The sequence below is a fragment of the Achromobacter sp. HNDS-1 genome, from assembly GCF_040084795.1.
Lineage (GTDB): Bacteria > Pseudomonadota > Gammaproteobacteria > Burkholderiales > Burkholderiaceae_B > Achromobacter > Achromobacter ruhlandii.
The window spans coordinates 1,048,135-1,074,151 of sequence record NZ_CP157584.1; the positions used below are offsets into that span (position 1 = coordinate 1,048,135).

Below are 26,017 nucleotides of genomic sequence, written 5' to 3' on the forward strand. Positions count from 1 at the left end.
TTGCACGTTGGCGGAACTACCGGTTATGGCACCTTGCTTGAGCCGTCCTGGCACGGACTGGAATAAGCGCATCGATCCCCTTGCCGCCTGCCGACGCTGGAGAGGTTTTTGCGCGACGCGCGCGTAGAGACGCAATGGTGTCGTCTTGCGTGGCGAACAATCGCCGTCAGGCATGCCTGCGGACTTGGCTGCGGACTTGGCGCGGCCAGGGCCGCTAAGCGGCCCGCAGCGCGGCGGCCTCGGCGGGATTCCAGCGCCGGCCCGGCACCGCCGCCAGCAGCGCCCGGGTGTAGGCGTGCGCGGGCTGGCCGAACACCTCGGCGCACGGGCCCTCCTCCACCACCTTGCCGTCCTTCATGACGGCCACGTGGTCGCACACCTGCGCCGCGACGCGCAGATCGTGGGTAATGAACAGGATCGACAGCCCCAATTGCGCGCGCAGGCGGCCCAGCAGGGCCAGCACCTGGGCCTGCACCGACACGTCCAACGCCGACACCGGCTCGTCGGCGACCAGCACCCGCGGCCGCATTGCCAGCGCCCTTGCCAGTCCCACCCGCTGGCGCTGGCCGCCCGAGAACTCGTGGGGATAGCGGTTCACCGCATCCGGCGACAGACCCACCAGTTCGAAAAGCTCGCGCGCCTGTGCCCACGCCTCGCGCCGCGGCATGCCATGCACGATAGGCCCGCGCGCGACGATCTCGCCCACGCGCTGGCGCGGGTTGAGCGAACCGTAAGGATCCTGGAACACCATCTGCACCCGCCGCGCGTGGGCGCGCCGCGCGCCGGCGCCCTTGAACACCAGCGGCTCGCCGCCCAGCGCAATGGCGCCCGAATCCGGCGGCAACAATCCCAGCAAGGTGCGCGCCAGCGTGGATTTGCCGGAGCCGCTTTCGCCGACGATGCCGAGCGTGTCACCTTCGCGCAGGGTCAGCGAGACACCGTCCAAGGCATGCGTGACGCGCCCCGGCCGGCCAAACCAGCCGCGCTTGCGATAGACCTTCGATAGCGCCGAGGTGGTGAGGATGGCCGGCGCCTTCGCCTCGGCTTGCGGCCGCGCGGGCGCTGGCGTCAGGGGCGGCACCGCCGCGATCAATGCCCGCGTGTAGGGATGGCGAGGATGCCGAAGCACCTCGTCGGCCAGTCCGCTTTCGACCAGTTCGCCGCGCTGCATGACAGCGACGCGGTCGGCGATCTCGGCCACCACGCCGAAGTCATGCGTGATGAAAAGCACCGCGGTGCCCTTGCGCCGCTGCAGGTCGTGTATAAGGCGCAGGATCTGCGCCTGCGTGGTGACATCGAGCGCGGTGGTCGGCTCATCGGCAATCAGCAGCGCCGGCTCCAGCGCGAGCGCCATGGCGATCATGGCGCGCTGGCGCTGGCCCCCGGACAATTCATGCGGATAGGCGCTCAGGGCCCGCGCCGGATCGGGCAGGCGCACCGAGTCCAGCAACGCCAGCGTGCGCTGGCGGATCTCGCCGCCAGCCAGGCGCGTATGGGTGCGGAACACCTCGCCGATCTGATCGCCGATGGTGCGCAGCGGATTGAGCGCGGTCATCGGCTCCTGGAAAATCATGCCGATACGCTGGCCGCGCAACCCGCGCATCGCCGCGGGCGACAGCCGCAGCAGATCCTCGCCCTCCCAAAGCACCTGCCCGCTGCTGGCGCGCACGCCCTGCGGCAGCAGGCCCAGGATGGCGCCCGCGGTCAGCGACTTGCCCGAACCGCTCTCACCCACGACGCAGACGATCTCGCCCGGTTTGATGGACAGCGACAGATCATGGATGGCGTGGCGCCGGTCGGCGCCCGCCGGCAGATCGACAGTAAGGTTCTGGATGCGCAATAGTTCGGTCATGGGGCCGATGCTAAGCCCGCGCGGCGTCCCGGGTAACGACAGATCGGCGATTAGCAAATCACCGATTGCCGGGTTGCCGGCCATTTCGCCGGCTGGCGCGGAATCCGCATATCGACATGCGAAAAACGTCCTTCTGGCCACCGCCCGGACTGCTTAGGATCGACGTTTTGCAAAGCGCGCCCAGCGGCGCCCCGCGTGACCTCCCCGCTTTCTTCTCTCCAGTCCACATGTCCCTCTCCCCCCCTGAGTCCGCCTCGACGGCGCCGGTGCGCGTTGCCGTCGACGTAGGCGGCACCTTTACCGATATCGTCCTCGAACAAGAACCGCGGCGCTGGTCCGCCAAGCTGCTGACCACGCCCGACGCGCCCGAGACGGCCGTGCTGCAAGGCATCGAAGAACTGCTGGGCGAGGCGGGCCTGGCGTGGCCCCAGGTGGATCTGTTGATCCTGGGCACCACGCTGGCCACCAACGCGTTGATCGAGCGCAAGGGCGCCCGCACCGCGCTGCTGACAACGGCGGGCTTTCGCGACCTGGTCGAGATCGGCCTGGAAGACCGCTTTGCCCAGTACGATATTTTCCTGGACAAGCCGGAACCCCTGGTGCCGCGCCCCTGGCGCTACGGCGTCACCGAACGCGTCGACGCCCACGGCCAGGTGCTGACGCCGCTGGACGAGGCGCAGGTGGTATCCCTGGCCGGCGAGCTGGTCCGCGCCGGCATCGAAAGCGTGGCGGTGTGCCTGCTGCACAGCTACGCCCACCCGGGCCACGAGCGCCGCATCCGCGAACTGCTGAAGCAACACGCGCCACGGCTGTGGGTGTCGCTGTCCTCGGACGTCTGCGCCGAGATCCGCGAGTACCCGCGCCTGTCCACCGTCAGCGCCAATGCCTACGTGCAGCCGCAGGTGTCGGGCTATCTGCGCCGCCTCGACCAGGCCGCGCGCCAGCGCGGTCTGCGCGACGAACCGTTCCTGATGACCTCGGGCGGCGCCATCGCCACGCTGCAGACCGGCATCGATGAACCCGTGCGGCTGGTCGAATCGGGTCCGGCGGGCGGCGCGATCCTGGCCCAGCACATCGCCGAACAGACGGGCGCGGCGCGCGCGCTGTCGTTCGACATGGGCGGCACCACCGCCAAGATCTGCTACATCGACGACTTCGAGCCACAGGTCAGCCGCAGCTTCGAATTCGGCCGCGTGCACCGCCACTTGAAAGGCTCGGGCCTGCCGATCCGCATCCCGGTGATCGAGATGGTGGAGATCGGCGCCGGCGGCGGCTCGATCGCGCGCGTCAACCACCTGGGCGTGGTGCAGGTCGGCCCGGACAGCGCCGGCTCGTCGCCCGGACCCGCCGCCTATGGCAACGGCGGCGAGCTGCCGACCGTCACCGACGCCCATGCCCTGATCGGCACCGTCACGCCGGAACGCTTTGCCGTCGGCAAGGTCAGCCTGCAACCCGAACGCGCGCGCCATGCCATCGAGACCCATCTGGCGCGCCCTGCCGGGCTGGAAGCGCCGCAGGCCGCCCAGGCCATCATCGAGGTGGTCAGCGAGAACATGGCCAACGCCGCGCGCGTGCATGCCTCCGAGTTGGGCAAGGCGGCCGAGGAACACACCCTGATCGCCTTCGGCGGCGCCGCGCCGCTGCATGCCGCCGGCCTGGCGCGCAAGCTCGGCATCGGCCGCGTCATCATCCCGGAATCGGCCGGCGTGGGATCGGCCGTGGGTTTCCTGTGGGCGCCGATCGCCTACCAGGCGGTACGCAGCTTCCACCAACGGCTGGCGGACGTCGACCACGCGGCGGTACAGCGCCTGCTGGACGAACTGACGGCCAGCGTGGACACCGTGGTGCGGCGCGCCGCGCCCGCCGCGCCGCTGCATCACAAGCGCGTGGTGTTCATGCGCTACAGCGGCCAGGGTCACGAGATTGCCGTGGACCTGCCGGACGGCCCCTTCGACGCCGCCGCCAGCGCCCGACTGGGCGCGGCCTTCGCCGAGCGCTACGCCCAGCTATACGGCCGCAGTCTGCCGCACGTGGCGCCCGAAACCGTCAGCTGGTCGGTGGCGGCGCAGGCCGGCGAGCGCCGCGCGCGGCCGCGCGACCACATCGCCAGCGGACCGGCCACGGCGGCGCGCCAGGCGGGCACGCGCAAGCTGTACGACTTCGACCGCAATGACTGGATCGAGGTGCCGACCTACGAGCGCCAGGCGCTCGACGCCGAGCAGAAGCTGACCGGCCCCGCCCTCGTCGTGGAAGACGAGACCACCACTTTCGTGCCCGCGGGCTTCGAGGCGCGGCGCAGCCGCCTGGGTTCGCTGGTGCTGGACGACATCAAGGCGGCCGCCGCGCGCGCCGCAAAGGACCCCGCATGAGCACCGCGCAACACACGCCCCAGCAACGCATCCGCTTTCAACTGGCCTGGAACCGGCTGCTGTCGGTGGTGGAGGAACAGGCCCAGGTGCTGATCCGCTCGGCCTTCGGCACCGCCACGCGCGAAGCCGGCGACCTGTCGGCGGGCGTGTTCCTGCCCGACGGCCGCATGATCGCGCAGGCCGTCACCGGCACGCCCGGCCACGTCAACGCCATGGCCGAATCGGTCAAGCACTTTCTCAAGGTGTTCCCGGCGGAAACGCTGAAAGACGGCGACGTGCTGCTGACCAACGACCCGTGGAAAGGCACCGGCCACCTGTTCGACATGACCATGGTGTCGCCGGTGTTCCATGACGGCGCCCTGGTGGCGCTGTTCGCCTCGACCCTGCACGTGATCGACATCGGCGGCATCGGCAGCAGCGCCGACGGCCTGGAGGTCTATCACGAAGGCCTGTTCCTGCCGATCCTGCGCTTCTTCCACCAGCACCAGGTGGACCCGGGCGTGCTGGCCATCATCCGCGCCAACGTGCGCGAGCCGGAACAGGTCGAAGGCGACCTGTACGCGCTGGTGGCCTGCAACGACATCGGCGGGCGCCGCCTGAAGTCGTTGCTGGCCGAGTTCCAGCTGGCGGACCTGGAATCGCTCGGCGGCTACATCATCGAACAATCGGCGCAGGCCATGCGGCAGGCCATCGCCGAATGGCCGCAAGGCACCTGGCACAACACCCTGGTGATCGACGGCTATGACGCGCCCATCACGCTGCAGACCAGTGTGACCGTGGCGGCGGGAAAGATCCTGGTGGATTTCACCGGCAGCTCGCCCAGCGTGGCGCGCGGCATCAACGTGGTCAAGGCGTACACCGATGCCTATACCTCGTTCGGCATCCGCTGCCTGATCGGCGCGGACGTGCCCAACAACGCCGGCTCGCTGTCGCTGGTGGAGGTGGCGGCGCCGGAAGGCTCGATCCTCAACGCCCGCTTTCCGGCCGCGGTAACGGCGCGCCACATCATCGGCCAGCTGCTGCCCGACGCCGTGTTCGGCGCGCTGCGCCAGGCGCGGCCCGACCAGGTGCCGGCCGAGGGCGCCTCGTCGCTGTGGAACCTGCATCTGGTCGGCGGCGAACCGCTGGCCGGCGCCACGCAGGAGGAACAGCAGGCGCTGCTGGCCGGACCGCGCTTTAACGCGGTCAGCTTTTCCACCGGCGGCACCGGCGCGCGCCCCGGCAAGGACGGCTTGTCCGTCACCTCGTACCCCAGCGGCGTGCGCAACGTCTCGCTGGAAATCCTGGAAAGCGCCAATCCGCTGGTGTTCGAACAGAAGGAATACCGCGCCGATTCCGGCGGTCCGGGCACGGTGCGCGGCGGCCTGGGCCAGACCATCGTGGTGCGCCACGCCGATCCACACGCGGCCATGATCATCGCCGCCGCCTTCGACCGCGTGGTGCATCCGGCCCGCGGCGCGCTGGGCGGGCAGGCCGGCGCCGGCGGCGCGCTGGGGCTGGCCAGCGGCCCGAGCCTGCGCGCCAAGGGCCGCCAGCTGGTGCCGGCCGGCGAACGCCTGGTGGTGCACACCCCGGGCGGCGGCGGACTGGGCGACCCGGCCCGCCGCGACGCCGCGCGCGTCGAGCGCGACGTGCGCTACGGCCTGGTCAGCGCGGAGCAGGCCGGCAGCGCCTACCGGCACGACGGCGCGCCCGCCTGACCGCTCTATTTTCCTGGATCGCCCCGGGCGCGGCCCGGGGCTCATCTCATCCCCTGTTTTCGCGACGATTATGAAGCCAACCCGCCGTTCCTTTCTCAGCCTGACCCTTGCCGGCCTGCTGCTGGCCGCCAGTCCGTATACCCACGCGGAACCCACCCGTGGCGGCACGCTGACGCTGCTGCTGCCGTCCGAGCCCACCGCGCTGGTCACCGTGGGCAACGTCGCCACGCCGATCCTGAGCGTCAGTGCCAAGGTCACCGAAGGCCTGCTCAAGTACGACTACGACCTGACCCCCGAACCGCAGCTGGCCACCGCCTGGACTGTCAGCCCCGATGGCACCGTGTACACCTTCACGCTGCGCCAGGGCGTCAAATGGCATGACGGCAAGCCGTTCACGTCCGCCGATGTCGCCTTTTCGATCGACCTGCTCAAGAAGATCCACCCGCGCGGCCGCAACACCTTCGCCAACGTCACCGCCATCGAAACGCCGGACGACCACACCGTAGTGCTGCGCCTGTCCAAACCGGCGCCCTACCTGATCCGCGCCTTCGTCGCGACCGAAACGCCGATCATCCCCAAGCACATCTACGAAGGCACCGATCCGCTGACCAACCCGGCCACCTCGGCGCCGATCGGCACCGGCCCGTACAAGTTCAAGGAATGGGTGCGCGGCAGTCACATCGTCTACGAGCGCAACCCGGATTACTGGGACAAGCCCAAGCCCTACATCGATCGCCTGATCGTGCGCATCGTGGCCGACCCGGCCGCGGCCGCCATCGCCTTCGAGACCGGCACAGCCGACCTGGGCTACCGCACGCCCGTGCCGCTGGCCGACCTGGCGCGCCTGAAGGCCGTGCCGTCGCTGCGCTTCGAGACCAAGGGCAACAGCTACTCGTACAACGTCACGCGCCTGGAATTCAACCTGGACGATCCGCATTTCAAGAATGAGAAGGTGCGCCAGGCGGTGGCCCACGCCATCGACCGCAACGTCATCCTGAAGGTGGTGAACTACGGCGTCGGCCAGGTGGCGTATTCGCCCATCGCGCCGGGCCTGAAGACCTACAACGACCCGACGCCCACGCCCTACCCCTTCGACCTGAAGCGCGCCAACGCGCTGCTGGACGAGGCCGGCTATCCCAAGGGCGCCGATGGCGTGCGCTTTCGCGTGCCGCTGGACTACAACCCGATCGGCGCCGATGGCCCGCGCCTGGCCGATTACCTGCGCACCACCCTGGCGCGCGTCGGCATCGCGGTGACCGTGCGGGCCCAGGACGCCTCGGCCTTCATCAAGCGCGTCTACACCGACCGCGACTTCGCCTTCACCACCAATGGCGCCAGCAACCTGTTCGACCCCACGGTCGGCGTGCAGCGGCTGTACTGGTCGAAGAACTTCATCAAGGGCGTGCCGTTCTCCAACGGCACGCACTACCAGAATCCGCGGGTCGACCAATTGTTGGAAGACGCGGCGGTCGAGAACGACCCGGCCCGCCGCGTGCAGCTGTTCAAGGAGTTCCAGCAGATCGTGGCGCGCGAGGTGCCCGACCTGAACCTGTACCAGCCGGAGTTCATCACCATCGCCAACCAGCGCGTGCACGATCACTCGCTGACCGCCGACGGCGTCGAGTCCAACCTGGCCGACGTCTATCTGCAACCATGACGGCGCATCGTTCGCTGAGCGTGGTGGGACGCTCGCTGCTGCAGGCGGTGCCGACCGTCATCGGCGTGGTGCTGCTGAGCTTCTTCCTGCTGAAGGCGGTGCCGGGCGACGCGGCCGACGTCATCGCGGCCGAGTCCGGCTCGGCCACCGAGGCCAGCATGGCCGCGTTGCGCAGCCACTTCGGACTGGACCAGCCGGTGCTACGGCAATTGGGCACCTACCTGCGCGACCTGGCCACGCTCAACCTGGGCGTGTCGCCGCGCTACAACCTGCCGGTGTCCGAGCTGATCTTCAGCCGCCTGGGCAACACCGTGCTGCTGATGGGCAGCGCGCTGGCCTGCGCGCTGGCGGCCGGCATCGCGCTGGGCGCGGTCATGGCCAGCTTCGCTGGCCGCTGGCTCGACCGCGTCCTGTCGCTGGCGGCGCTGCTGCTGTATTCCACGCCCGGCTTCTGGCTTGGGCTGATGGCCATCATCCTGCTGTCCGTCAAGCTGGGCTGGCTACCACCCGGCGGCGTGTCCACCATCGGCTCCGCCGCCACCGGCTGGGCGCATGTGCTGGACGTGGCGCGCCACCTGGTGCTGCCGACATTGGCGCTGACCGGTTTTTACGTGGCCATCTTCGCCCGCCTGACGCGCGCCTCCATGCTGGAAGTGAACCGCCAGGATTTCGTGCGCACCGCCCACGCCAAGGGCCTGACGCCGCGCGCGGTGGCGCTGCGCCACGTGTTGCGCAACGCGCTCATCCCCGTCACCACCGTGGCGGGCCTGAATGTCGGCACCCTGCTGGGCGGCGCCGTGGTGGTGGAAACGGTATTCAGCTGGCCAGGCCTGGGCCGCCTTGCCTATGAATCCGTGATGGCGCGCGATTACGTGGTGCTGCTGGGCATCCTGGTGCTGTCCTCGCTGCTGGTGATCCTGGCCAATATCGTGGTCGACCTGCTGCAAAGCGTGCTCGACCCGCGCATCCGCGCGCACTGAAAACCCTTTACCCGAACCCCATGACCGCTCACTCCGCTTCCGCGCCCGCGCCGGCCGCGGCGCCGTCACCGACGCGCCGCGGCGCGCTGGGCCAATTGCTGGGCAACCCAGCCGCCGTGGCCGGCGCGTTGCTGCTGCTCTTCATCCTGCTGGCCGCGCTGGCCGCGCCGTGGCTGTTCCCGCACGACCCGCTCGACATGGTGGGGCCGCCCATCCTGTGGCCAGGGCAGGATCCCGGCTTCTGGCTGGGCACCGACACCATGGGCCGCGACGTGGCCGCCGGGCTGGCGCACGGCGCGCGGGTGTCGTTGACCGTGGGCGTGACCGCCGCATTGCTCAGCCTCCTGATCGGCATCGCGGTCGGCGCGGCGGCCGGCTACTTCGGCGGATGGGTCGACGTGGCCCTGATGCGCGTGACCGAACTGCTGCAGACCATCCCCGCCTTCCTGTTGGTGGTGGTCATCGTGGCGATCGCCCGGCCTTCAGTGACGGTGATCGCCCTGTCCATCGGCGTCGCGTCCTGGCCCGTGGTGGCGCGACTGGTCCGCGCCGAATTCCGCACCCTGCGCGAGTCGGAGTTCGTGCAGGCCGCCCGCACCCTGGGCTATGGCCACGCCCGTATCGCGCTGCTGGAGATCCTGCCCAACGCCTTGCCGCCGGTCATCGTCACCACCTCGGTCCTGGTGGCCAACGCCATCCTGATGGAATCGGCGCTGTCCTTCATGAACATGGGCGATCCCAATGCCGTCTCCTGGGGCAGCATGATCGGCGATGCGCGCGAAATGCTGCGCACCGCATGGTATCTGGCGGCCCTGCCCGGGGTGTCGATCATCTTGACGGTTCTATCGCTGAACCTGCTCGGCGATGCGCTGAACGACGCATTCAACCCCAGGCTGTCGCGCTGAGCCGGCGCCAGGTCGGCGCGCCGTTGTCAGGCACGGGCGAAGGCGATGAGCCCCTGGCATGGCTTTGCACGCTCGCGCCTGCGCGTCGACGACGCCCGGGCGCGGCTTCGCCGCTCCCGTGTATACCCGCCTTTGCGCAAGCGACGCCGATCACCCCCAACTGATCGCGATGATTCCGACCAACACCACCAGCGCGCCCGCGATACGGCGGGCAAGATGGTTTTCGCGGAAAAGCCAGTACGCGAGCAACGCGCCGACAATGATCGATGACTCGCGCAAGGGCGCGACAAGCGCCACCGGCGCGCGCTGCATGGCGGTGAGAACAAGCAGGTAGGCCAGCGGGGAAAACACGGCCACGATGAGGATCGGCACGCGATCGACGCGCAGGGCGGCGGCAATCCGATGGCGGCGGCGCAGCGCAAGCGGGGTCAGCGCCAGGCCCTGCAGCAACAGCGTGCCGGCGTAGTAGCTCACGGGCGCCAAGTGCCACGAGGTCATCGAATAGCTGTCCCACAGCGTGTAGCTGGCGATGGCGGCGCCGGTCGCGGTGCCCCACAGCAAGCCCGGCAAGGGGCGCTGGCGCTGGCCGCTGAACGGATTGCCGGTGACGACGAGGATGCCCGCGACGATGAGAAGCGCGCCCAGCACGGCAACCGTATCGATCCGCTCCCCCAGCAGGAACACGGCGAACAACATCGTGAGCATCGGCCCCGTGCCGCGGGCGACCGGATAGACGACGCCCAGCTCGGCGCGGTCGTATCCGGCCTGCAGGGTCAGGGAGTAGGCGATGTGCAACGCCGCCGAGACGGCCGCGCCCGCCGCGAGCCGCCCATCGAAGGCCTGCTGGCCCGACGCCATGAGGACGAGCGCGATCGGAAGGCACCACAGCGCCGACACGCAGGTATAGGCCCAGACGAACAGCAAGGTGTCCCCCCGCTTGTACTTCGAGGCCAGGTTCCAGGCCGCGTGGGCCATTGCCGCGACAAGAACCATTGCGACAACGGCGGGCGGCATCAGGAGAGATCGGGCAGGTCGATGCCCGCGCGCTCTGCCTTGCGGCTGCGCTGCGGGTCGCGCAGGGCCAGGGCGGCCACCAGCGCGTCGATGACGACCAGCTGAGCCAACCGGCTGCCCGCCGCGGCCATCTGCGCCGGCAGGGGCGCGCCGCCGACGACCAGCGCAATATCGGCCAGGTTCGCCAACGGCGTGCCGTACTGGTTGGTGATGGCGATGAGCGCGGCCCCGGCGGAGGTCGCCGCATCGGCGATGGCAAGCGTGGTCTCGGTGCGCCCGGTCGAGCTGACCGCGATCACCGCATCGCCCGGGCCGAGCAGACGCGTCGCGATCATGGCCGACAGGTGGTCCTGGATACCGAGGGTCATCACGCCAACCGCGCGCAGCCGGAACACGGCATCGGCGGCGACCGTCGCGGACGGGCCTGCCCCGAATGCGAGCACCTGCCGCGCGGACAGGATCTTGCCGACCGCCGTGTCGAATGCGGCGAGGTCAAGGGCGCCGCCCAGCGCCGTCAGGGCGTCGGCGCCCGCGCGGATGGAAGTCTGCAGCACGGCGGCCGACGGCGCGTCCGCGGCCAGCGCTTCAGGCGGCGCGAAGAACCGGGTCGTGCCGCGCGCGCGAGCGATCTCCAGCTTGAGCTCAGTGAACCCGCCGAAACCAATGGCGCGCGCGGCGCGGACCACGCTCGGCGGCGACACGCCGGCACGGGCGGCCACCTGCGCCGCCGTGCTGGCGCCGACGAACAAGGGATCGGCAAGCAGAAGCGCGACCACCTTCGCCTCGCTGGCGGCAAGATCGCCACTGCGGGCCTGAATCGCGCCGATCCATTGCCCGAGCCGCCCCTCGCTTTCTGAAATTTCATTACCGTTAATTGATTTCATGTGTAATATATTACGTAACCACCCCCGAACACGCAAGCCCGCGCGCGCAGCCGCTCCGCCACGCCGCCATTGAAGGCCCCTCCATGGATACAGAAAACCTTGCGTCCGTTGCTGTTGTCGGCCCGGGCGCCATCGGCACCACGATCGCCGCGGCGCTGCATGAAGCCGGCCGCGCGCCGCTGCTGTGCGGCCGCACGCCGCGCGATCATCTGGCGTTGCAGGCCGGCGACCGCCGCATCACCGTTCCCGGTCCCGTACTGGCGGATCCCGCGCGGCTTGAACGCACGGTCGATCTCGTGTTTCTCGCGGTCAAGGCAACGCAGACCGAGGCCGCCGCGCCCTGGCTCGCCGCGCTGTCCGGGCCACGCACCATCGTGTGCGCGCTGCAGAATGGCGTCGAGCAGGTGGAACGGGTGAGCCCGCATTGCCCCGGCGGGCGGGTCGTGCCCGCCATCGTCTGGTTTCCCGCGCAAGCGCAACCCGACGGGTCGGTGCGACTGCGCGGCGAGGCGCGCCTGAGCGTGCCGGACCTCCCCGAGTCCCGGGTGATCGTCGAGGCGCTGCACGGCACCCGCTGTCTGGTCGAGCGGGCCGCGGATTTCAGATCCCTGGCGTGGCGCAAGCTGCTGCAGAACGCGGCGGCGGGGCTGATGGCGCTTACCCAGCGCCGCTCGGGCATGTACGCCCGGGCCGACATCGCGGCGCTCACCCTGCGCTATCTGCGGGAGTGCCTGAGCGTGGCGCGCGCCGAGGGCGCCGCGCTGGGCGACGAGGTGCCGCGGGCGATCCTCGACAAATTCCTGGCGTCGCCCGCCGACATGGGCACCTCGATCCTGGCGGATCGCGAAGCCGGCCGGCCGCTCGAATGGGACATCCGCAATGGCGTGGTGGCCCGTCGCGGCCGGGCCCACGGCATTCCCACCCCCATCAGCGACGTCGTCGTGGCGCTCCTGGCGGCGGCCAGCGACGGCCCGGGCTGACCCTCCCGCCACGCGCCCATGGCCGACGCGCCGCATGAGCGCCACCGGCCGCCGCGCCGAATCAGCGCGCCTGGACCTGGGCGCCGCCCTTCGGCTCTCGCGCGCCATGGCCGAACTTGTCGCGGTAGGCGGCGGGACTGGTCAGCACGATGCGCCGGAAATGCCTGCGCATCGACTCCTCGGATCCGAAGCCGGCCAACTCGGCGATGCGGCCGATCGGCAGGGGCGTCTGCGCTTCAAGCATCTCGCGCGCCGCGGCCACGCGTTCGCGCACCAGCCATTCATACGGCGCCATGCCGGTGGCCTCGTGAAATTGCCGTTGCAGCGTGCGCGGACTCATCGCCGCCCGCTCCGCCAGCGCGTGCAACGTGTGCGGCAGCGCGGCATGCTGGCGCATCCAGTCCATCAGCCTGGCCAGGCGCCCGCTGTCGTCCGGCGGCATGGGACGCGGCACGAACTGCGCCTGGCCGCCCTCGCGGTGCGGCGCCACGACGAGCCTTTGCGCGACCCGGTTGGCCACGGCGCCGCCGTAGTCGCGCCGCACCAGGTGCAACAACATGTCCAGCCCCGCGGCGGAACCCGCCGAAGTGATGATCTGCCCTTCGTCGACATAGAGCGCGTCCGGCTCGACACGCACGCGCGGATAGCGCTGTTGCAGCTTTTCGGCGTAGCGCCAATGCGTGGTCACCGTCTTGCCGTCCAGCACGCCGGCCGCCGCCAGCACGAATACGCCGGAGCAGATGGAGCAAAGCCGGGCCCCGCGCCGGTAGGCCTGGCGGATCTTCTTGAGCAATGCCTCGGGCGGCGCTTCGTCCGGGTCGCGCCAACCCGGCACCACGATCGTATCCGCGCGATCGAGCCGCCTGAGCGCGTAGGGCGCAACCACCGTGATGCCGCCCGCGGCGCGCAACGGGCCGGGCTCGCTCGCGCAGACCGCGAAACGATACCAATCCACGCCCAGCTCCGGACGTTCGAGCGCGAAGAGTTCGGTCACGCAGCCGAATTCGAAGGTGCAGAGCCGGTCGTAGGCCAGTGCGACCACGAGATGGTTTTCCATGGCGTAATGTTACCGGTATTTGTCGATTACGCCACTTACCGGCATCGCCGCCCGAGGCCAGAATGACATGCCTGGATCTGCTCCAGACACTTACTTCACCGCACGAACCGCTCAGGGTTGAAACATGCCGACCACCAATGCCGTTAACACCATCCCCGCCGCCGACGCCGCGACCGCGCTCGGCCATTTCCACGCCGCGCTGCAATTCGAAACCGACTGTTCCGATGTGGCCAGCGCGCTCGCGACAGGCACGCCCGGTTTTGTCCTGCTGGATGTGCGCAGCCCCGCGCTGTACGCGCAGGGCCACGTGCCGGGCGCGCGCAACCTGCCCCACGGCAAGATCGTCGAGTCGAAACTGGCGGACTATCCCGCCGATACGCTGTTCGTCACGTACTGCGCGGGCCCGCACTGCAATGGGGCGACGCGCGGCGCGTTGCGCCTGGCGCAACTGGGGCGGCCGGTGAAGGTCATGATCGGCGGGGTGACCGGATGGCGGGATGAAGGCTTCAGTCTCGCCACCTCCGCCGCCTGACACACAGCGGCTGGCGAGGTCACAGTTCGTTCAAGGACTTGGCGCGCAAATGCTGCGCCAGGAAATCCAGCAGCGACCGCACCTTGCCGGCCATGAGCCGCTGGTGGGTCATCAACGCGAACACCGGCCGTGGCGGGGTTTCCGATTCCGGCAACAGCACTAGCAGGCGGCCGGCCGCGACGTGATCGGCGATGGCCCAGGCGGGCGCATGGACGATGCCGGCGCCGGCCGCGGCGGCCGTGACCACGCCGTCAACGGTATTCGAGCGCATGCGAGTGGGCACCCGCACGACGGTGGGCCTGCCCTCGTGCATCAGGGTCCAGGCGTCGTCGGTCGCCAGATGGCTGTACACCAGGCCGTCATGCTGCGCGAGATCGCGCAGGCCGCGAGGCGTGCCACGCCGCGCCAGGTAGTCGGGCGCGGCGCTCAATACCCAGCGGATGGATCCCAGACGCCGGGCGACGAGGCTGGAGCTGGGTTGCTCGCCCACCAGCACCGCGAGATCGATGCCTTCCTCCAGCAGGTTGACGGGCCGGTCCAGCAAGTGCAGGTCGAGCGTGACCTTGGGATGCAGCACCAGGAACTTCGCCAGCAACGGCTGCAGGTGCACGCGCCCATACAGCGTCGGCGCCGTGACGCGCAGCCGCCCCGAGGGCTCGGCGGCATCGACCCGCATGCTGCTTTCCAGTTCGTCCATCTCGGCCAGCAGGCGCTTGGCCTCGGCGTAATAACGCTGGCCGGCCTCGGTGAGCCGCAGGACCCGGGTCGAGCGCACCAGCAGCCGGGTGCCGAGGCGTTCCTCCAGCGCGCTGATGTGGCGGCTGACCGAGGCCAGGGAGACCCCGCTGACGCGCGACGCGCCACTGAGACTGCCCTGGTCCACCGCCGCCACCAGCAGCGCCATGCCTTCCGATCGGTTCACCCTGCCCTCGCTTTGCGGCCCTTTCCGCCGCGAATCCTAGCGGCTCCAGTATTTCATATCTGCAAGGCTGCTTTACGGATTTTGCTATTCACCGCAAGAATCGCCGCTTCCATACTGGGGGCCGTTTTTTCAACCGCATGCCGCGATGTCCCTGCCTGCCACGCCCCCCTCCTCTACCCTGTCCCCTGCCGCGCGCCGCTACGCGATGCTGGCCGTGTCGCTATCGATCTCCATGGCGACGCTCGATACCTCGATGACGAATACGGCGCTGCCATCGATGGCGTCGCAGCTCGGCGTGAGCGCGTCCGATGTGATCGGGGTGGTCACCATCTATCAACTGGTCATGGTGGCGACGATGCTGCCGCTGGCCGCGCTGGCGGGAAAGATCGGGCACCGCCGGGTGTTCCTGCCGGCGCTGTGGCTGTTCCTGGCCGCCTCGGTCTGGTGCGGCGCGGCGCAATCGCTGTGGTCGCTGGAGGCGGCGCGCGCGGCGCAGGGCCTGGCCGCCGCGGCGCTGATGGGCTGCAACATGGCGCTAGTGAGCGCAATCTACCGCAAGGAGGAGCTGGGCCGCGGCATGGGCCTGAACGCCATGATCGCGGCGGCGTCGCTGGCCGGCGGACCGGTGCTGGCGTCGGCGATGCTGACCGTGCTTAGCTGGCACTGGCTGTTCTACGTGAATGTGCCCTTCTGCCTGGTGGCGCTGGCGCTGGCCGGCAGGCATCTGCCGCGCGCGCCGGGCGATGGCAAAGCGCTGGATGCCGGCGCGGCGCTGTTATGCGCGCTGGCGTTCGGGCTGGCCGTGCTGGGCCTGGAACGCGCGGCCCAGCCGGATTGGGGCACGGCCCTGGTCTGGGCGTTCGGCGCGCTGAGCTGGGCGCTGCTGCTGCGCCGCGAACGCCTGAGCCCGCACGCCATCGTGCCGCTGGACCTGCTGCGCCTGCCGCCGTTCTCGCTGGCCGTGCTGGTCTGCGTGCTGGCCTTCGCGGCACAGGGCGCGGCCATGGTGGCGCTGCCCTTCCTGCTGAACCTGACGCTGGGGCGCGACATCGCCGACGTGGGCATGCTGATCGCGCCCTGGCCGGTGATGGGCGCCTGCCTGGCGCCGTTCTCGGGCAAATGGTCGGACCGCATGTCCGCCAGCCTGCTCGGCGCGATCGGGCTGGCGCTGCTGGCGGCGGGCCTGCTGGCCGTAAGCCGACTGCCGGCCGGGGCGCCGATGTGGGCGGTGATGCTGCCCATGGCGCTCTGCGGCACGGGCTTCGGGCTGTTCCTGTCGCCCAACCAGCGCTTCATCATGTTCAGCGTGCCGGCCCACCGCGCCAGCGTGGCCAGCGGCCTGTCGGGCTTGGCGCGGCTGCTGGGCCAGACGATGGGCGCGGCCTTCGTGGCGGCATGCTTTGTCTTCAGCCCCCGCGGCGGCGCCACCTGGGCCTTGTGGGTGGCGGTGGCGTTCGCGTTGCTGGGGTGCGTGGCGAGCGCCGCGCTGGAGCATCTGGCGCGACGGGGCCGGCAGGCCTTGGCGAGAGTGTCGGGCGGCGACGCGCGGGCGCAATAGAATCGCTCGCACGGCGGCGGCCGGCGCTTGACAATCCTTGACGGTTCCGCGCTGGCGACACATTGCGACACACTGTAATCTTTTTCGACACAGATTGTGTCAGTCAGGCATGGGCCGGACTGCATGGGTTCAACGTCTCCGCCTGTCTATGCCCGTCACCCTGCTTGAATGGTCCGTGCCCGCCGCGATCCTGATGTGCGCCGCGGGTCTTTGCGCCGCGCGTTTCGCCGGCTTCGACACGCTCCCGTGGGGCGGCGCCCTGGCCTGCCTGGGCGCGGGCTACGCCATCATGCTGGTGCAGGCCAGCGCGCTTTCCCCATACAAGCAGGTCGTCGAAGACGCCTTCATCCTGGGCGGCGTCATCCTTGCCTGTCGCGCGCTGCAAGGCCGCCACCGCAGCCGGATTCCGCCCTATTTCGATATTGCGGTGCTGCTTGCCTCGACGGCAATGGTAGTGGTTTCGGTCGTGCTGTTCGCCAGCGCGAGGCTGGAGTCATTCTTCGTGCAGGCCTGTTGCGCGCTCGTGAGCTGGCGGACCATGCTGTCGTTCGCCAGGCAGGCCGTGAGCAAGTCGGACAGGCTGCTCGCCGCCGCCTTCCTCTTCATCGCGCTGGTGTTGACGGGCCAGTGCCTCCTGTACATCGCCGCCCCCACGCCCGCGCTCGCGGCGGGTGAATGGAGAACGTCCGTCTGGGGCATCCTGATCCAGTACACCGGATTGCTCGGCAGCATCGTGCTGACCTTCGCGGTCTTCATCACGACGAGCTACGACGCCATAGAGAAATACCGTCGCCATGCCCATACCGACGCCTTGACGGGCCTGCTGAACCGGCAGGGACTCGACAGTCTGCTGGCTGGCGCATCCGGGCGCCACCCGCATGCAGCGATGCCGACCGCGCTGATCATGGCGGACATCGACAACTTCAAGCGCATCAACGATGCGTTTGGCCACCCGTTTGGCGACAGGGTGCTGGCGCGATTCGGCGCCCTGCTCCGGGCGCGGGCGCCCGCCCCCGTTCACGCCGCCCGATTGGGAGGAGAGGAGTTCCTGTTGCTGCTGCCCGGCGCGGATCTGGAACGCGCCACCGCGATCGCCGAGCAAATTCGCGCGGACTTCGCCGCGCAGCGCTGGGCGCCGCACGCGCCCGACGCGTGTTTCACGGCGAGCATGGGGGTGACGCTGATACAGGCGAGCGAGTCGTTCACGAGCGCGCTCGAGCGCGCGGACCACCTGCTCTACACGGCCAAGCGCCGAGGCCGCAATGGCACGGTCGCGGGTCACGCGCCAGCCGGCGACGCGCACGGCCTGGCCGCCTTTGGCGGCGCGCGGGCCGGCGACGATTACTGTGCACACGCATGAAATCCCCGCCATTGTCCAGGGCAGGGAAATACCTATTAAAAAAGCGCTGCCGCGTGTCGTATCGCTCGCGTGCGGCTCGCATCTACCTCAGGAGGGGCATCGTGGTCGAAGAACATCGCCATCGCTCGGGATGGCCGAAATGGATAATCCTGGCCGCATCCGCGGCCAGCTTCGCGCCGCTCGCCGGCGCGCAAACGGTCTCCGGTACTGGCGACGTGCAGCCAGGGCCAGTGGCATCACCGGACTGGGTCGTGGGCGGAGACCTCATCGTCGGAGACGCCGCCGCCGGCACGCTGACCATCAGCAATGGCGGGTCGGTGCGGAACGATTGGGCCTTCATCGGCAACCTCAACGGCGGCGTGGGCACCCTGACCGTGACGGGCGTCGACGGCAGCGGAAATGCGTCCCGCTGGACCAGCCTCGGCCCCGTCTATATCGGGGCCGATCCGGGCAGCGACGGCACCCTGCGCATCCTGAACGGCGGCGTGGCGCAAAGCGAATCGGGCACTCTTGGCGCAAGTGCCGGCAGCGTCGGCACCGTTGTCGTATCCGGGCCGGGGGCGAACTGGAATCTCAATACGGTCAATGCCTTCCTGATCGGCTCGGACGGCAAGGGCACGCTGCAGATCGACAATGGCGGCGCCGTGCGCAGCGGCCAGGGGGTCATCGGCTGGAACGCCGGCAGCGAAGGACACGTTACGGTATCGGGCAGCGCGTCAGCCTGGAACCCGTTCAACAATATCTACGTGGGCTTCAACGGTACCGGCGAACTGCTTGTCCAGGATGGCGCCACCGTGCACACCGAGGCGACGACCGCGCCCGGCGCCCCGGCATCGATCTACATCGGCCAGAACGCGGGCGGCGCCGGCACGGTCACCGTATCGAGCACGACAGGCGCCATCTCGACCCTCTCGGCCTCCGACCGCATCAATGTCGGCTGGGCGGGCACGGGAGCGCTCACCGTGGCAAAAGGCGGCCTGGCCATCGCGGCCACCGATACGTGGGTGGCGATTGACGGCACATCCACCGGCACGCTGAACCTGAACGGCGATGCCAGCGGCCGTGGCGTGCTGGAGACCGGCTCGGTCATCAAGGGCGCGGGCAACGTCAACGTCAATCTGGACGGCGGCATCCTGCGCGCCAACCGGGACGAGGCCAATTTTCTGAACGGGTTTGCCACGCAGGCGGTGGCTGCCGGGGGCGCCTGGTTCGATACGAATGGCCGCGAGGTCGGCGTGAGCACGGCGTTCTCGGGCACGTCCGTCTTCAACAAGCTGGGGGCCGGCAGGCTGACGTTGTCGGGCAACAGCGCCGCCTTCACTGGCAACACCGAAGTGCAGGCCGGCACCCTGCAGGTCGATGGCGTCCTGGGCGGGCCGGTGGCGGTGCTGGCCGGCGCGCGGCTGACCGGGACAGGACGCGTCGGCGCGACGACCAACAAGGGCACCATCGCACCGGGCCCGCGCAGCGGTTTCGGCGCCCTGACGATTGCCGGCGACTACGCCGCGCAGGGCGGCAACCTGGAAATCCGCACCCGGCTGGGCGGCGATGACTCGCCGACCGACAAGCTGGTGATCACCGGCGCCACCACGGGCAGCACGCCCGTCACGGTGACGAACATCGGCGGCGCCGGCGCGCAGACCCAGCGTGGCATCCAGGTCGTGCAGGTCAACGGCCTTTCCTCGGGCCAATTCAATCTTGCCAACGGCGACTACGTGATCGGCGGCCGCCCGGCGCTGGTGGCCGGCGCCTACGGCTATGTGCTGCAGCAGGACTCGGGCGACGGCAGCTGGTATCTGCGGTCGGCCCTGACTGACCCGGGATCGCCGCAAACCGGCGGCGGCTCGCCGCCCGCCACGCCGGGCCCGCTGTACCAGCCCGGCGTGCCGGTGTATGAAGCCTACGCCAACACGCTGATGCAACTGAGCAAGCTGCCCACGCTGCGCCAGCGGGTCGGCGATCGTCGCTACGATCCGCAGGGCGCCGGGCGCAACGGCGCGTGGGCCCGCATGGAAGGCTCGACGAGCCGGCTCGATCCCGCCGTGTCCACCACCGGCCAGCGCCAGGACATCGACGACTGGAAGATGCAGATCGGCGTTGACCGCATCCTGGCCGGCCAACAGGACGGTTCGCGCCTGGTGGGCGGGCTGGCCCTGCACTATGGCGCCTCCGATACCCGTGTGTCGTCGGTGTACGGCAACGGCTCCATCGACACCACCCGCTACGGCCTGACGCCCACGCTCACCTGGTATGGCAGCGACGGCGTCTATGTTGACGCCCAGGCGCAGGCGACCTGGTTCGACAGCGACCTGAAATCCCGCCTCGCGGGCAAACTCAAGGATGGCGGCAAGGCCAGCAGCTATGGGTTCGGCATCGAAGCGGGCAAGGCGTACGGGCTGCGCGAAGGGCTGGCCCTGGTCCCGCAGGCCCAGGTGACGTACGTCTCGACACGCTTCGACCGCTTCAATGACAGATTCGGCGCGCGCGTCGAAAGCGACAAGGGCGACAGCCTGCAAGGCCGTTTCGGCGTCGCGCTGGACTACCGGAGCAATGGCCAAGGGGCGGGCGTCGACCGCCAGTCGAACGTCTATGGCGTGCTCAACCTCAAGCACGAGTTCCTGGACGGCTCGCGCATACAGGTCGCGGATGTGCCGATCGTCAGCCGCATGTCGCGCACCTGGGGCAATCTCGGCGTAGGCGCCGATTACGCTTGGGCCAAGCGGTACGCCGTTTATGGCCAGGTCGACGCGGACGCGGACTTCTCGGGCAGCTACGTCGTCACAGGCACGGTGGGTTTCAGAATGACGTTCTAGGTGTCTCAATGGAGCAGCGCGGCGGCGCTCACCATGGGCAGCGATACCGCCGGGCACGCCAATTGCTGGTTGCGGCATCCGTTCATGCCGCCTGCCACCCATGCCCGACATCGCGTCCTCCCCCCTGCCGACGTTCTCTCTCGACCGCCTGCGAGCCCTCCTGGTCGACATCGGACCAGACGTTGAACCGGCGGGCGTGCTGTGCGCCCTGGTGCGCGCCGGTTGCGACCGCCTGCCCCTGCCCGGCCATGGCGAGACCCTGACGCGATGGCGCGCGCTCGCCGCGGTGGCGGCCGTCGACCTGTCGCTGGCCAAGTGCTTCGAAGGCCACACCGATGCCCTGGCGATTCTGGCGGAACTGCACGGGCCGGCCGCGCCGGCGGGCAGCATCTGGGGCGTCTGGTGCGCGGAGCCGCCACGCCAGCGTCTGACCCTGACGCCCACGGCCGATGGCGGTGTGACGCTGCAAGGCACCAAGGCATGGTGTTCGGGCGCCAACGGCGCCAGCCATGCCATCGTCAGCGGCTGGACGCCGGCCGGCGCGCCGTGGCTGGCCGCGGTGGCGCTGGCGCAACCGGGCGTGGCGATCCGGCCCGGCGGCTGGGCCGCCCCCGCCATGCGCGGCAGCGGCACGGCCAGCGTCGCGTTCGACCAGGTCGGGGCGCTGCCGGTAGGGGCGCCCGGCGCCTACGTGGACCGGCCCGGTTTCCTGCACGGGGGCGCTGGCGTCGCCGCCTGCTGGTACGGCGGCCTGGCGCGCATCTTCCAGCGCCTGCAGGCCGGTGCCGGCGACACGCCCGGCAATCCCTTTCGCCTCGCGCATCTGGGCGCGGCCGATGTGGCGCTCGGCCAGGCCCGCTGGGCCTTGCACGCGGCGGCCGCGGCCATCGATGCCGACCCGAGCCATGACTGCAGGCTGGAAACCGCCCGCGCCCGGCTGGCGGTCGAGGCCGCGGCCGAAGACATCCTGGGGCGCGCGGCGCGCGCGCTCGGCGCCGGCCCGCTGTGCCAGGACCGGGCCTTCGCCCAGGCCATGGCCGACCTGCCGCTCTACATCCGCCAGAGCCACGCCGAACGCGACCAGGCCGCCCACGGCGCGGTGGTGGCCGGCGCGGGGGAATCGGCATGGACGCTCTAGCCCGCCATTTCGACGCCCTGTACCGTGCCAGCGACGACCCCTGGCACGTGCGCGATGCGTGGTACGAATGCCGCAAGCGCGCGCTGCTGCTGGCAAGCCTGCGGCTGGCCCGCTACGACCACGCGCTGGAGACGGGCTGCGGCAACGGCGGCATGACGGGCGCGCTGGCGGCGCGCTGCCGGCGCGTGACCGCGGTCGACCTTTCCCCGGCCGCCATCCGCCGCTGCCGCGCCCACCTGGCAAGCCAACGGGCGAGCGGCGTGCAAGCGCTGGCGTTGCGGCTGCCGGACGCCTGGCCCGCCGTTCCGCCCGGCGGCTTTGACCTGGTGGTGGTGTCGGAAATGGCCTATTACCTGGACGACGACGCGCTGGCGCGCTTCCTGGCCCGCGTCCGCGCCAGCCTGCGGCGCGGCGGCGAACTGGTGGCCTGCCACTGGCGCGGCGCCTTCAACGACCGCCGGCAGGACACCGAGGCGCTGCACGCCGCGCTGGGCGCCTTGCCCGGCCTGGCGCCGCTCCTGACACATCAGGAACCCGAGTTCCGGCTCGATGCCTGGGCCCTGGCCCCCGACACGGAAAACACCGCCCCATGATCGGCATCTGCATCCCCGCCCACAATGAAGAACGCCACATCGCCGCCTGCCTGCGCGCGGTCACCCTGGCCGCGCGCCATCCCTTGCTGGGGGACGAGCCGGTGCGCATCGTCGTGGTGCTGGACCATTGCCGCGACGCCACCGCCCGGCTGGCGGCCGCCTGGCCGGTGCAGCGCCTGGCCATCCGCGCGCGCAACGTCGGCATCGCCCGCGCCACGGGATCGCAGTTCCTGCTGGATGCCGGGGCGCGCTGGCTGTCGTACACCGACGCCGACACCATTGTTTCGCCGCGCTGGCTGGTGGACCAGCTGTCGCTGAACGCGGAAGTGGTGTGCGGCACGGTCGGCGTCGCCGGCTGGGCCGCGCACGGCCGCAATGCCGGCGCGGCGCACAGCCACTTCGTCTCCCGCTACCAGGACCGGGACGGTCACCGCCATGTCCATGGCGCCAACCTGGGCATCGCCGCCCACGCCTACCGCCGCAGCGGCGGCTTCGCGCCCCTGCCTTGCAGCGAGGACCAGGCCCTGGTCGACCGGATGGCGCAGGCGGGGTTCACGATCGCCTGGACCGCCCGGCCGCGCGTCATCACCAGCGCCCGGCCCTATTCCCGGGTGGAAGGCGGCTTCGCCACGGCGCTGCGCGCGGCGGCGGCGGGCGTGCCTGACTGCCCTGTCCCGCCCCCGGCGCCGCCAGGCTGAAATCAACCGCGCGGCGTGTTGCGCCCAGGCCGTTGCCGGTCCTCAATCGGCAGCGGGCAACCCGTACCTGGCCCGCGCTTCACGCTGGTACTTTTCGCGGATCGCGGCCAGGCGCTCCAGTTCGGCGGGATCATTGACCGTGGCCATCATCCGCACCCACTTGCCGCTCTCCTGCGAGTACTGGTAGGTGTTCAAGCCGTATTCCTTCAGAATGGCCTGCGGGTCCTTGCCCGCCCGCACGCCCGCGCTCATGTCCGCCTGCAGGCGCGCATAGTCGTCATAGGTAGCCAGCTTGCCCTCCACCTTGGGTTGTTCGGCGGCGTTGGCGAACCGTCCCACGGCCGGTTTGGCGAAGACTTCGCCGTAACGCATGAACGTGGGCGAACCGGGATCGCGCCGCTTCAGTTCCTCGACGAAGGCGGCATCGGCCTGCTTCCACTGGCCTTCGTCCACCTTCAGTATCTTAAGCACGCCGTCCAGGGGCTGATTGTTGGCCAGGCGGGCATTGCCCGCGGCCCACTCTTCGAAGGTGATGCCGTTGACCGGCGCGGGCAGTCCCTCCTGGGCCTGCGCGTGCATGGCCAGCAAGAGCAAGGCCGCGGCGACGGCTTGGCGGAACGGGTGTGCGTGCATGGCGGGTGAACCTCATGGGGAAGTGGGCGAACGGGTCTCCAGCGCGCCGGGACCCGCCCGCCGCGCGGCCAAGGCAGTGTCGACCAATCGCCGAAAAGCCGTCAACCAGATGCGCCATGACCAAGCGCAACAGATCTCTCAAGACGCAACCGGCAGCGCATCGCGCGCGCCTGCCTTACGGCAGGTTCTCGCGCAGGATCACCTGGCTGCGGTTCATCTCCACCCCGCTCATGGGGCTGCGCTTGTCGCGCACGTTGCAGAAGATGCGCACGCAGCTCATCAGCGCCTCGACCGGGCTCTGCGTGATGACGGCGTCCATGGTGCCGTCGATCAGCAGCGCCCGCGTGTCGGGCGTCAGGCCGTGGCCGATGAACACCACCCGGTGCTGCAGGCCGGCCTCTTTCAGCGCCCGCGCCACGCCGTCGGAGGCGCCGCCGATGTTGTAGATGCCGGCCAGTTGCGGGTATTGCTCCAGCAGCTGGCGCGTCTGCTCGTAATTGCGCTGCGCGTCGTCGTAGCCTTCGCGCAGGTCCACCACCTGCATGGCCTGGAACTGCTCGGCGTACAGCTGCAGGAAGCCGCCCTCGCGCTCCTCGTGGGCGCGGTAGTGGCGCGAACCGGCGATCAGCGCCACGTGCGCGGCGCGCGGGCCGATGAAGCGCGCGAGCAGGTAGCCGGCGGTGCGGCCGGCGGCGCGGTTGTCCAGGCCCACGTAGGCCACGCGGGCGCTGTTGGCCAGGTCGGAGATCAGCGTCACGGTCGGCACGCCCTGCTGCGCCAGCGCGTTGACGGCCTCGCGCACCACCGGATGCTCCAGCGCCATGAAGGCGATGCCGTCGGCGCGCTTGCCGTGATGCAGCAGCGCCTGCGCCAGGGCCTCGGGGTTGAAGCTCTCGACGTAATCCACCTGGCAGCGCGCGTTGAGCGGCGCGAAGTGCTCGTGCGCGTAGCTCACACTGTCGCCCAGCATGCGCAGGAAGCGATTGCTGCCGCGCGGCAGCAGGATCACCAGCCGCATAGGCTCGGGCGCCATCGCGGCGAACAGATCCGCCTCGGGCAGGTAGTCGAGCTCGGCGGCGGCCTTGAGCACGCGCTGCGCGGTGCTGCCACGCACGCCGGGGCGCCGGTTCAGCACGCGGTCGGCCGTGGCGGTGGATACGCCGGCCAGCGCCGCGACCTCGGCCAGGGTTGCCAGCTTGCGTTCGCGAGTGGGCTTGTTCACATCAAAAACCATCATTGTTGGGGTTTGACGATGCGGGCGCCGGTTCACTATTGTCCTTCATGCCTCAGCGCGATGGACTTCTGCGGCACCTCAAAAAACATCATAACCAAGATTCTGGAGACAACCATGAAGCTGCTCACCCGCCGCAGTGCCTTGCGCCGCCTGTGCGCCCTTCCCGCCGCGGCCGCCCTGGGCGGCGGGTTCCCGTTGATCGCCCGCGCCGCGGACTATTCCCTCAAGTACGGCAACAACCTGCCCGTCTCGCACCCGCTGAACATCCGCGCCCAGGAAGCCGCCGACCGCATCCTCAAGGAAAGCAACGGCCGCGTCGACATCAAGATCTTCCCCAACAACCAGCTGGGCGGCGACACCGACATGCTGGCCCAGGTGCGGTCGGGCGGCATCGACTTCTTCACGCCATCGGCGCTGGTGATCGCCACGCTGGTGCCGGTGGCCGCCATCAACGCCGTCGGCTTCGCCTTCAAGGACTATGGCCAGGTCTGGGGCGCCATGGACGGCGCGCTCGGCGCCCACGTGCGCGCCGCCATCGCGCAGCGCCGCCTGTATGCCTTCGAGAAGATGTGGGACAACGGCTTTCGCCAGACCACCAGCAGCAAGGCGCCGGTGACCCGCGCCGCCGACATGGACGGCCTGAAGATCCGCGTGCCGGTCAGCCCGCTGCCCATCTCGATGTTCAAGGGCCTGGGCGCGGCGCCGGCCAGCCTGCAGTTCAGCGAGGTCTATTCCTCGCTGCAGACCAAGGTGGTGGACGCGCAGGAAAACCCGCTGCCCATCATCCAGGTGGCCAAGCTGTACGAGGTGCAGAAGTACTGCTCGCTGACCAACCACATCTGGGACGGCTACTGGTTCATCGCCAACGGCCGCATGTGGGAAGGCCTGCCGCAGGACCTGAAAACGGTGGTGGCGCGCGGCATCAACGAGGCCGGCCTGGCGCAGCGCGAGGACATCAAGAAGCTCAATGCGTCGGTGCAGGCCGACCTGGAAGCCAAGGGCCTGACGTTCAACCAGCCCGGCGCCGACAGCTTCCGCGACCAGCTGCGCAAGGCCGGTTTCTACAGCGAATGGCGGCAGCGTTTCGGCCAGGAGGCCTGGGGCCTGCTGGAGCAGGCCGTCGGCAAGCTCGCCTGAG

Annotated in this window: 21 protein-coding genes; 14 read left to right on the plus strand and 7 right to left on the minus strand. The window is 69.8% G+C overall.

Features of this window, described 5'->3' with window-relative positions; translation table 11 throughout:
* Positions 1-214 precede the first annotated feature (214 nt).
* Positions 215-1,852: an ABC transporter ATP-binding protein gene (locus tag ABFG95_RS04585; protein WP_278989585.1), complete on the minus strand. Its 1,638-nt coding sequence runs from the start codon at positions 1,850-1,852 to the stop codon at positions 215-217.
* A gap of 227 nt (positions 1,853-2,079) precedes the next feature.
* On the opposite strand from ABFG95_RS04585, the gene ABFG95_RS04590 reads away from it, so the two are divergent.
* The 5 genes from ABFG95_RS04590 to ABFG95_RS04610 all read left to right on the plus strand — a co-directional run bounded on the left by ABFG95_RS04590 (position 2,080) and on the right by ABFG95_RS04610 (position 9,463).
* Positions 2,080-4,221: a hydantoinase/oxoprolinase family protein gene (locus tag ABFG95_RS04590; RefSeq protein ID WP_348995515.1), complete on the plus strand. Its 2,142-nt coding sequence runs from the start codon at positions 2,080-2,082 to the stop codon at positions 4,219-4,221.
* Positions 4,218-5,921 carry a hydantoinase B/oxoprolinase family protein gene (locus ABFG95_RS04595; RefSeq protein ID WP_054495475.1) on the plus strand — a complete coding sequence of 568 codons (1,704 nt, stop codon included), beginning with the start codon at positions 4,218-4,220 and terminating at the stop codon, positions 5,919-5,921. The genes ABFG95_RS04590 and ABFG95_RS04595 overlap by 4 nt, the downstream gene beginning before the upstream one ends.
* Before the next feature lie 70 nt (positions 5,922-5,991).
* Positions 5,992-7,578 carry an ABC transporter substrate-binding protein gene (locus tag ABFG95_RS04600; RefSeq protein ID WP_068979947.1) on the plus strand — a complete coding sequence of 529 codons (1,587 nt, stop codon included), beginning with the start codon at positions 5,992-5,994 and terminating at the stop codon, positions 7,576-7,578.
* Positions 7,575-8,558: an ABC transporter permease gene (locus tag ABFG95_RS04605; RefSeq protein ID WP_054417387.1), complete on the plus strand. Its 984-nt coding sequence runs from the start codon at positions 7,575-7,577 to the stop codon at positions 8,556-8,558. The genes ABFG95_RS04600 and ABFG95_RS04605 overlap by 4 nt, the downstream gene beginning before the upstream one ends.
* Positions 8,559-8,578: 20 nt before the next feature.
* Positions 8,579-9,463 carry an ABC transporter permease gene (locus tag ABFG95_RS04610; protein ID WP_054417386.1) on the plus strand — a complete coding sequence of 295 codons (885 nt, stop codon included), beginning with the start codon at positions 8,579-8,581 and terminating at the stop codon, positions 9,461-9,463.
* Positions 9,464-9,613: 150 nt separating this feature from the next.
* Here the strand turns inward: ABFG95_RS04610 and ABFG95_RS04615 are convergent, their stop codons facing one another.
* Positions 9,614-10,477 carry a DMT family transporter gene (locus tag ABFG95_RS04615; protein ID WP_348995516.1) on the minus strand — a complete coding sequence of 288 codons (864 nt, stop codon included), beginning with the start codon at positions 10,475-10,477 and terminating at the stop codon, positions 9,614-9,616.
* Positions 10,477-11,361 (minus strand): MurR/RpiR family transcriptional regulator, encoded by an 885-nt coding sequence (locus ABFG95_RS04620; protein ID WP_348995517.1) that lies wholly within the window; start codon positions 11,359-11,361, stop codon positions 10,477-10,479. Before ABFG95_RS04620 ends, ABFG95_RS04615 begins: the two co-directional genes overlap by 1 nt.
* Before the next feature lie 83 nt (positions 11,362-11,444).
* Between ABFG95_RS04620 and ABFG95_RS04625 the strand changes: the two genes are divergently transcribed.
* Positions 11,445-12,341 carry an oxidoreductase gene (locus ABFG95_RS04625; RefSeq protein WP_059271713.1) on the plus strand — a complete coding sequence of 299 codons (897 nt, stop codon included), beginning with the start codon at positions 11,445-11,447 and terminating at the stop codon, positions 12,339-12,341.
* A gap of 61 nt (positions 12,342-12,402) precedes the next feature.
* Here the strand turns inward: ABFG95_RS04625 and ftrA are convergent, their stop codons facing one another.
* Positions 12,403-13,398, minus strand: a complete 996-nt coding sequence (gene ftrA / locus ABFG95_RS04630) for a transcriptional regulator FtrA (RefSeq protein ID WP_348995518.1) — start codon at positions 13,396-13,398, stop codon at positions 12,403-12,405.
* A gap of 124 nt (positions 13,399-13,522) precedes the next feature.
* Here ftrA and ABFG95_RS04635 point away from each other — a divergent pair, with 124 nt between their 5' ends.
* Positions 13,523-13,930, plus strand: coding sequence for a rhodanese-like domain-containing protein (locus ABFG95_RS04635; RefSeq protein WP_348995519.1), 408 nt, complete (start codon positions 13,523-13,525; stop codon positions 13,928-13,930).
* Positions 13,931-13,949: 19 nt separating this feature from the next.
* Here ABFG95_RS04635 and ABFG95_RS04640 read toward each other — a convergent pair whose 3' ends face one another.
* Complete coding sequence (locus ABFG95_RS04640; protein WP_063582650.1) at positions 13,950-14,852, minus strand: LysR family transcriptional regulator; 903 nt, start codon at positions 14,850-14,852, stop codon at positions 13,950-13,952.
* A 145-nt stretch (positions 14,853-14,997) separates the two neighbouring features.
* Here ABFG95_RS04640 and ABFG95_RS04645 point away from each other — a divergent pair, with 145 nt between their 5' ends.
* The 6 genes from ABFG95_RS04645 to ABFG95_RS04670 all read left to right on the plus strand — a co-directional run bounded on the left by ABFG95_RS04645 (position 14,998) and on the right by ABFG95_RS04670 (position 23,012).
* A complete protein-coding gene (locus tag ABFG95_RS04645; RefSeq protein ID WP_236747402.1) occupies positions 14,998-16,410 on the plus strand; it encodes an MFS transporter in 1,413 nt (470 codons plus the stop codon).
* Between the two features lie 148 nt (positions 16,411-16,558).
* Positions 16,559-17,770 (plus strand): GGDEF domain-containing protein, encoded by a 1,212-nt coding sequence (locus ABFG95_RS04650; RefSeq protein WP_238908561.1) that lies wholly within the window; start codon positions 16,559-16,561, stop codon positions 17,768-17,770.
* A gap of 101 nt (positions 17,771-17,871) precedes the next feature.
* Positions 17,872-20,583 carry an autotransporter outer membrane beta-barrel domain-containing protein gene (locus tag ABFG95_RS04655; RefSeq protein WP_238908560.1) on the plus strand — a complete coding sequence of 904 codons (2,712 nt, stop codon included), beginning with the start codon at positions 17,872-17,874 and terminating at the stop codon, positions 20,581-20,583.
* A 100-nt stretch (positions 20,584-20,683) separates the two neighbouring features.
* Entirely contained in the window at positions 20,684-21,721 is a 1,038-nt protein-coding gene (locus tag ABFG95_RS04660) for an acyl-CoA dehydrogenase family protein (RefSeq protein ID WP_238908558.1), read from the plus strand.
* Complete coding sequence (locus ABFG95_RS04665; RefSeq protein WP_348995520.1) at positions 21,709-22,314, plus strand: class I SAM-dependent methyltransferase; 606 nt, start codon at positions 21,709-21,711, stop codon at positions 22,312-22,314. The genes ABFG95_RS04660 and ABFG95_RS04665 overlap by 13 nt, the downstream gene beginning before the upstream one ends.
* The gene (locus tag ABFG95_RS04670; RefSeq protein WP_054417374.1) at positions 22,311-23,012 is read left to right on the plus strand and encodes a glycosyltransferase family A protein; all 702 of its coding nucleotides are present in this window, start codon (positions 22,311-22,313) and stop codon (positions 23,010-23,012) included. The genes ABFG95_RS04665 and ABFG95_RS04670 overlap by 4 nt, the downstream gene beginning before the upstream one ends.
* A 42-nt stretch (positions 23,013-23,054) precedes the next feature.
* On the opposite strand, the gene ABFG95_RS04675 is transcribed toward ABFG95_RS04670, so the two are convergent.
* Complete coding sequence (locus tag ABFG95_RS04675; RefSeq protein WP_348995521.1) at positions 23,055-23,645, minus strand: hypothetical protein; 591 nt, start codon at positions 23,643-23,645, stop codon at positions 23,055-23,057.
* A gap of 175 nt (positions 23,646-23,820) precedes the next feature.
* Entirely contained in the window at positions 23,821-24,882 is a 1,062-nt protein-coding gene (locus ABFG95_RS04680; RefSeq protein ID WP_059271729.1) for a LacI family DNA-binding transcriptional regulator, read from the minus strand.
* A gap of 111 nt (positions 24,883-24,993) precedes the next feature.
* On the opposite strand from ABFG95_RS04680, the gene ABFG95_RS04685 reads away from it, so the two are divergent.
* Positions 24,994-26,016: a TRAP transporter substrate-binding protein gene (locus tag ABFG95_RS04685; protein WP_063582641.1), complete on the plus strand. Its 1,023-nt coding sequence runs from the start codon at positions 24,994-24,996 to the stop codon at positions 26,014-26,016.
* The last annotated feature ends 1 nt before the right edge of the window (position 26,017 follow it).

Excerpts from the sequence above, each read along its gene's own strand:
- ABFG95_RS04605 (WP_054417387.1), top strand. The coding sequence starts at position 7,575 with ATGACGGCGCATCGTTCGCTGAGCGTGGTGGGACGCTCGCTGCTGCAG.
- ABFG95_RS04585 (WP_278989585.1), bottom strand. The coding sequence starts at position 1,852 with ATGACCGAACTATTGCGCATCCAGAACCTTACTGTCGATCTGCCGGCG.
- ABFG95_RS04645 (WP_236747402.1), top strand. The coding sequence starts at position 14,998 with ATGTCCCTGCCTGCCACGCCCCCCTCCTCTACCCTGTCCCCTGCCGCG.
- ftrA (WP_348995518.1), bottom strand. The coding sequence starts at position 13,398 with ATGGAAAACCATCTCGTGGTCGCACTGGCCTACGACCGGCTCTGCACC.
- ABFG95_RS04595 (WP_054495475.1), top strand. The coding sequence starts at position 4,218 with ATGAGCACCGCGCAACACACGCCCCAGCAACGCATCCGCTTTCAACTG.
- ABFG95_RS04635 (WP_348995519.1), top strand. The coding sequence starts at position 13,523 with ATGCCGACCACCAATGCCGTTAACACCATCCCCGCCGCCGACGCCGCG.
- ABFG95_RS04660 (WP_238908558.1), top strand. The coding sequence starts at position 20,684 with ATGCCCGACATCGCGTCCTCCCCCCTGCCGACGTTCTCTCTCGACCGC.
- ABFG95_RS04615 (WP_348995516.1), bottom strand. The coding sequence starts at position 10,477 with ATGCCGCCCGCCGTTGTCGCAATGGTTCTTGTCGCGGCAATGGCCCAC.
- ABFG95_RS04685 (WP_063582641.1), top strand. The coding sequence starts at position 24,994 with ATGAAGCTGCTCACCCGCCGCAGTGCCTTGCGCCGCCTGTGCGCCCTT.
- ABFG95_RS04675 (WP_348995521.1), bottom strand. The coding sequence starts at position 23,645 with ATGCACGCACACCCGTTCCGCCAAGCCGTCGCCGCGGCCTTGCTCTTG.
- ABFG95_RS04670 (WP_054417374.1), top strand. The coding sequence starts at position 22,311 with ATGATCGGCATCTGCATCCCCGCCCACAATGAAGAACGCCACATCGCC.
- ABFG95_RS04590 (WP_348995515.1), top strand. The coding sequence starts at position 2,080 with ATGTCCCTCTCCCCCCCTGAGTCCGCCTCGACGGCGCCGGTGCGCGTT.
- ABFG95_RS04600 (WP_068979947.1), top strand. The coding sequence starts at position 5,992 with ATGAAGCCAACCCGCCGTTCCTTTCTCAGCCTGACCCTTGCCGGCCTG.
- ABFG95_RS04610 (WP_054417386.1), top strand. The coding sequence starts at position 8,579 with ATGACCGCTCACTCCGCTTCCGCGCCCGCGCCGGCCGCGGCGCCGTCA.
- ABFG95_RS04680 (WP_059271729.1), bottom strand. The coding sequence starts at position 24,882 with ATGATGGTTTTTGATGTGAACAAGCCCACTCGCGAACGCAAGCTGGCA.
- ABFG95_RS04650 (WP_238908561.1), top strand. The coding sequence starts at position 16,559 with ATGCCCGTCACCCTGCTTGAATGGTCCGTGCCCGCCGCGATCCTGATG.
- ABFG95_RS04665 (WP_348995520.1), top strand. The coding sequence starts at position 21,709 with ATGGACGCTCTAGCCCGCCATTTCGACGCCCTGTACCGTGCCAGCGAC.
- ABFG95_RS04625 (WP_059271713.1), top strand. The coding sequence starts at position 11,445 with ATGGATACAGAAAACCTTGCGTCCGTTGCTGTTGTCGGCCCGGGCGCC.
- ABFG95_RS04620 (WP_348995517.1), bottom strand. The coding sequence starts at position 11,361 with ATGAAATCAATTAACGGTAATGAAATTTCAGAAAGCGAGGGGCGGCTC.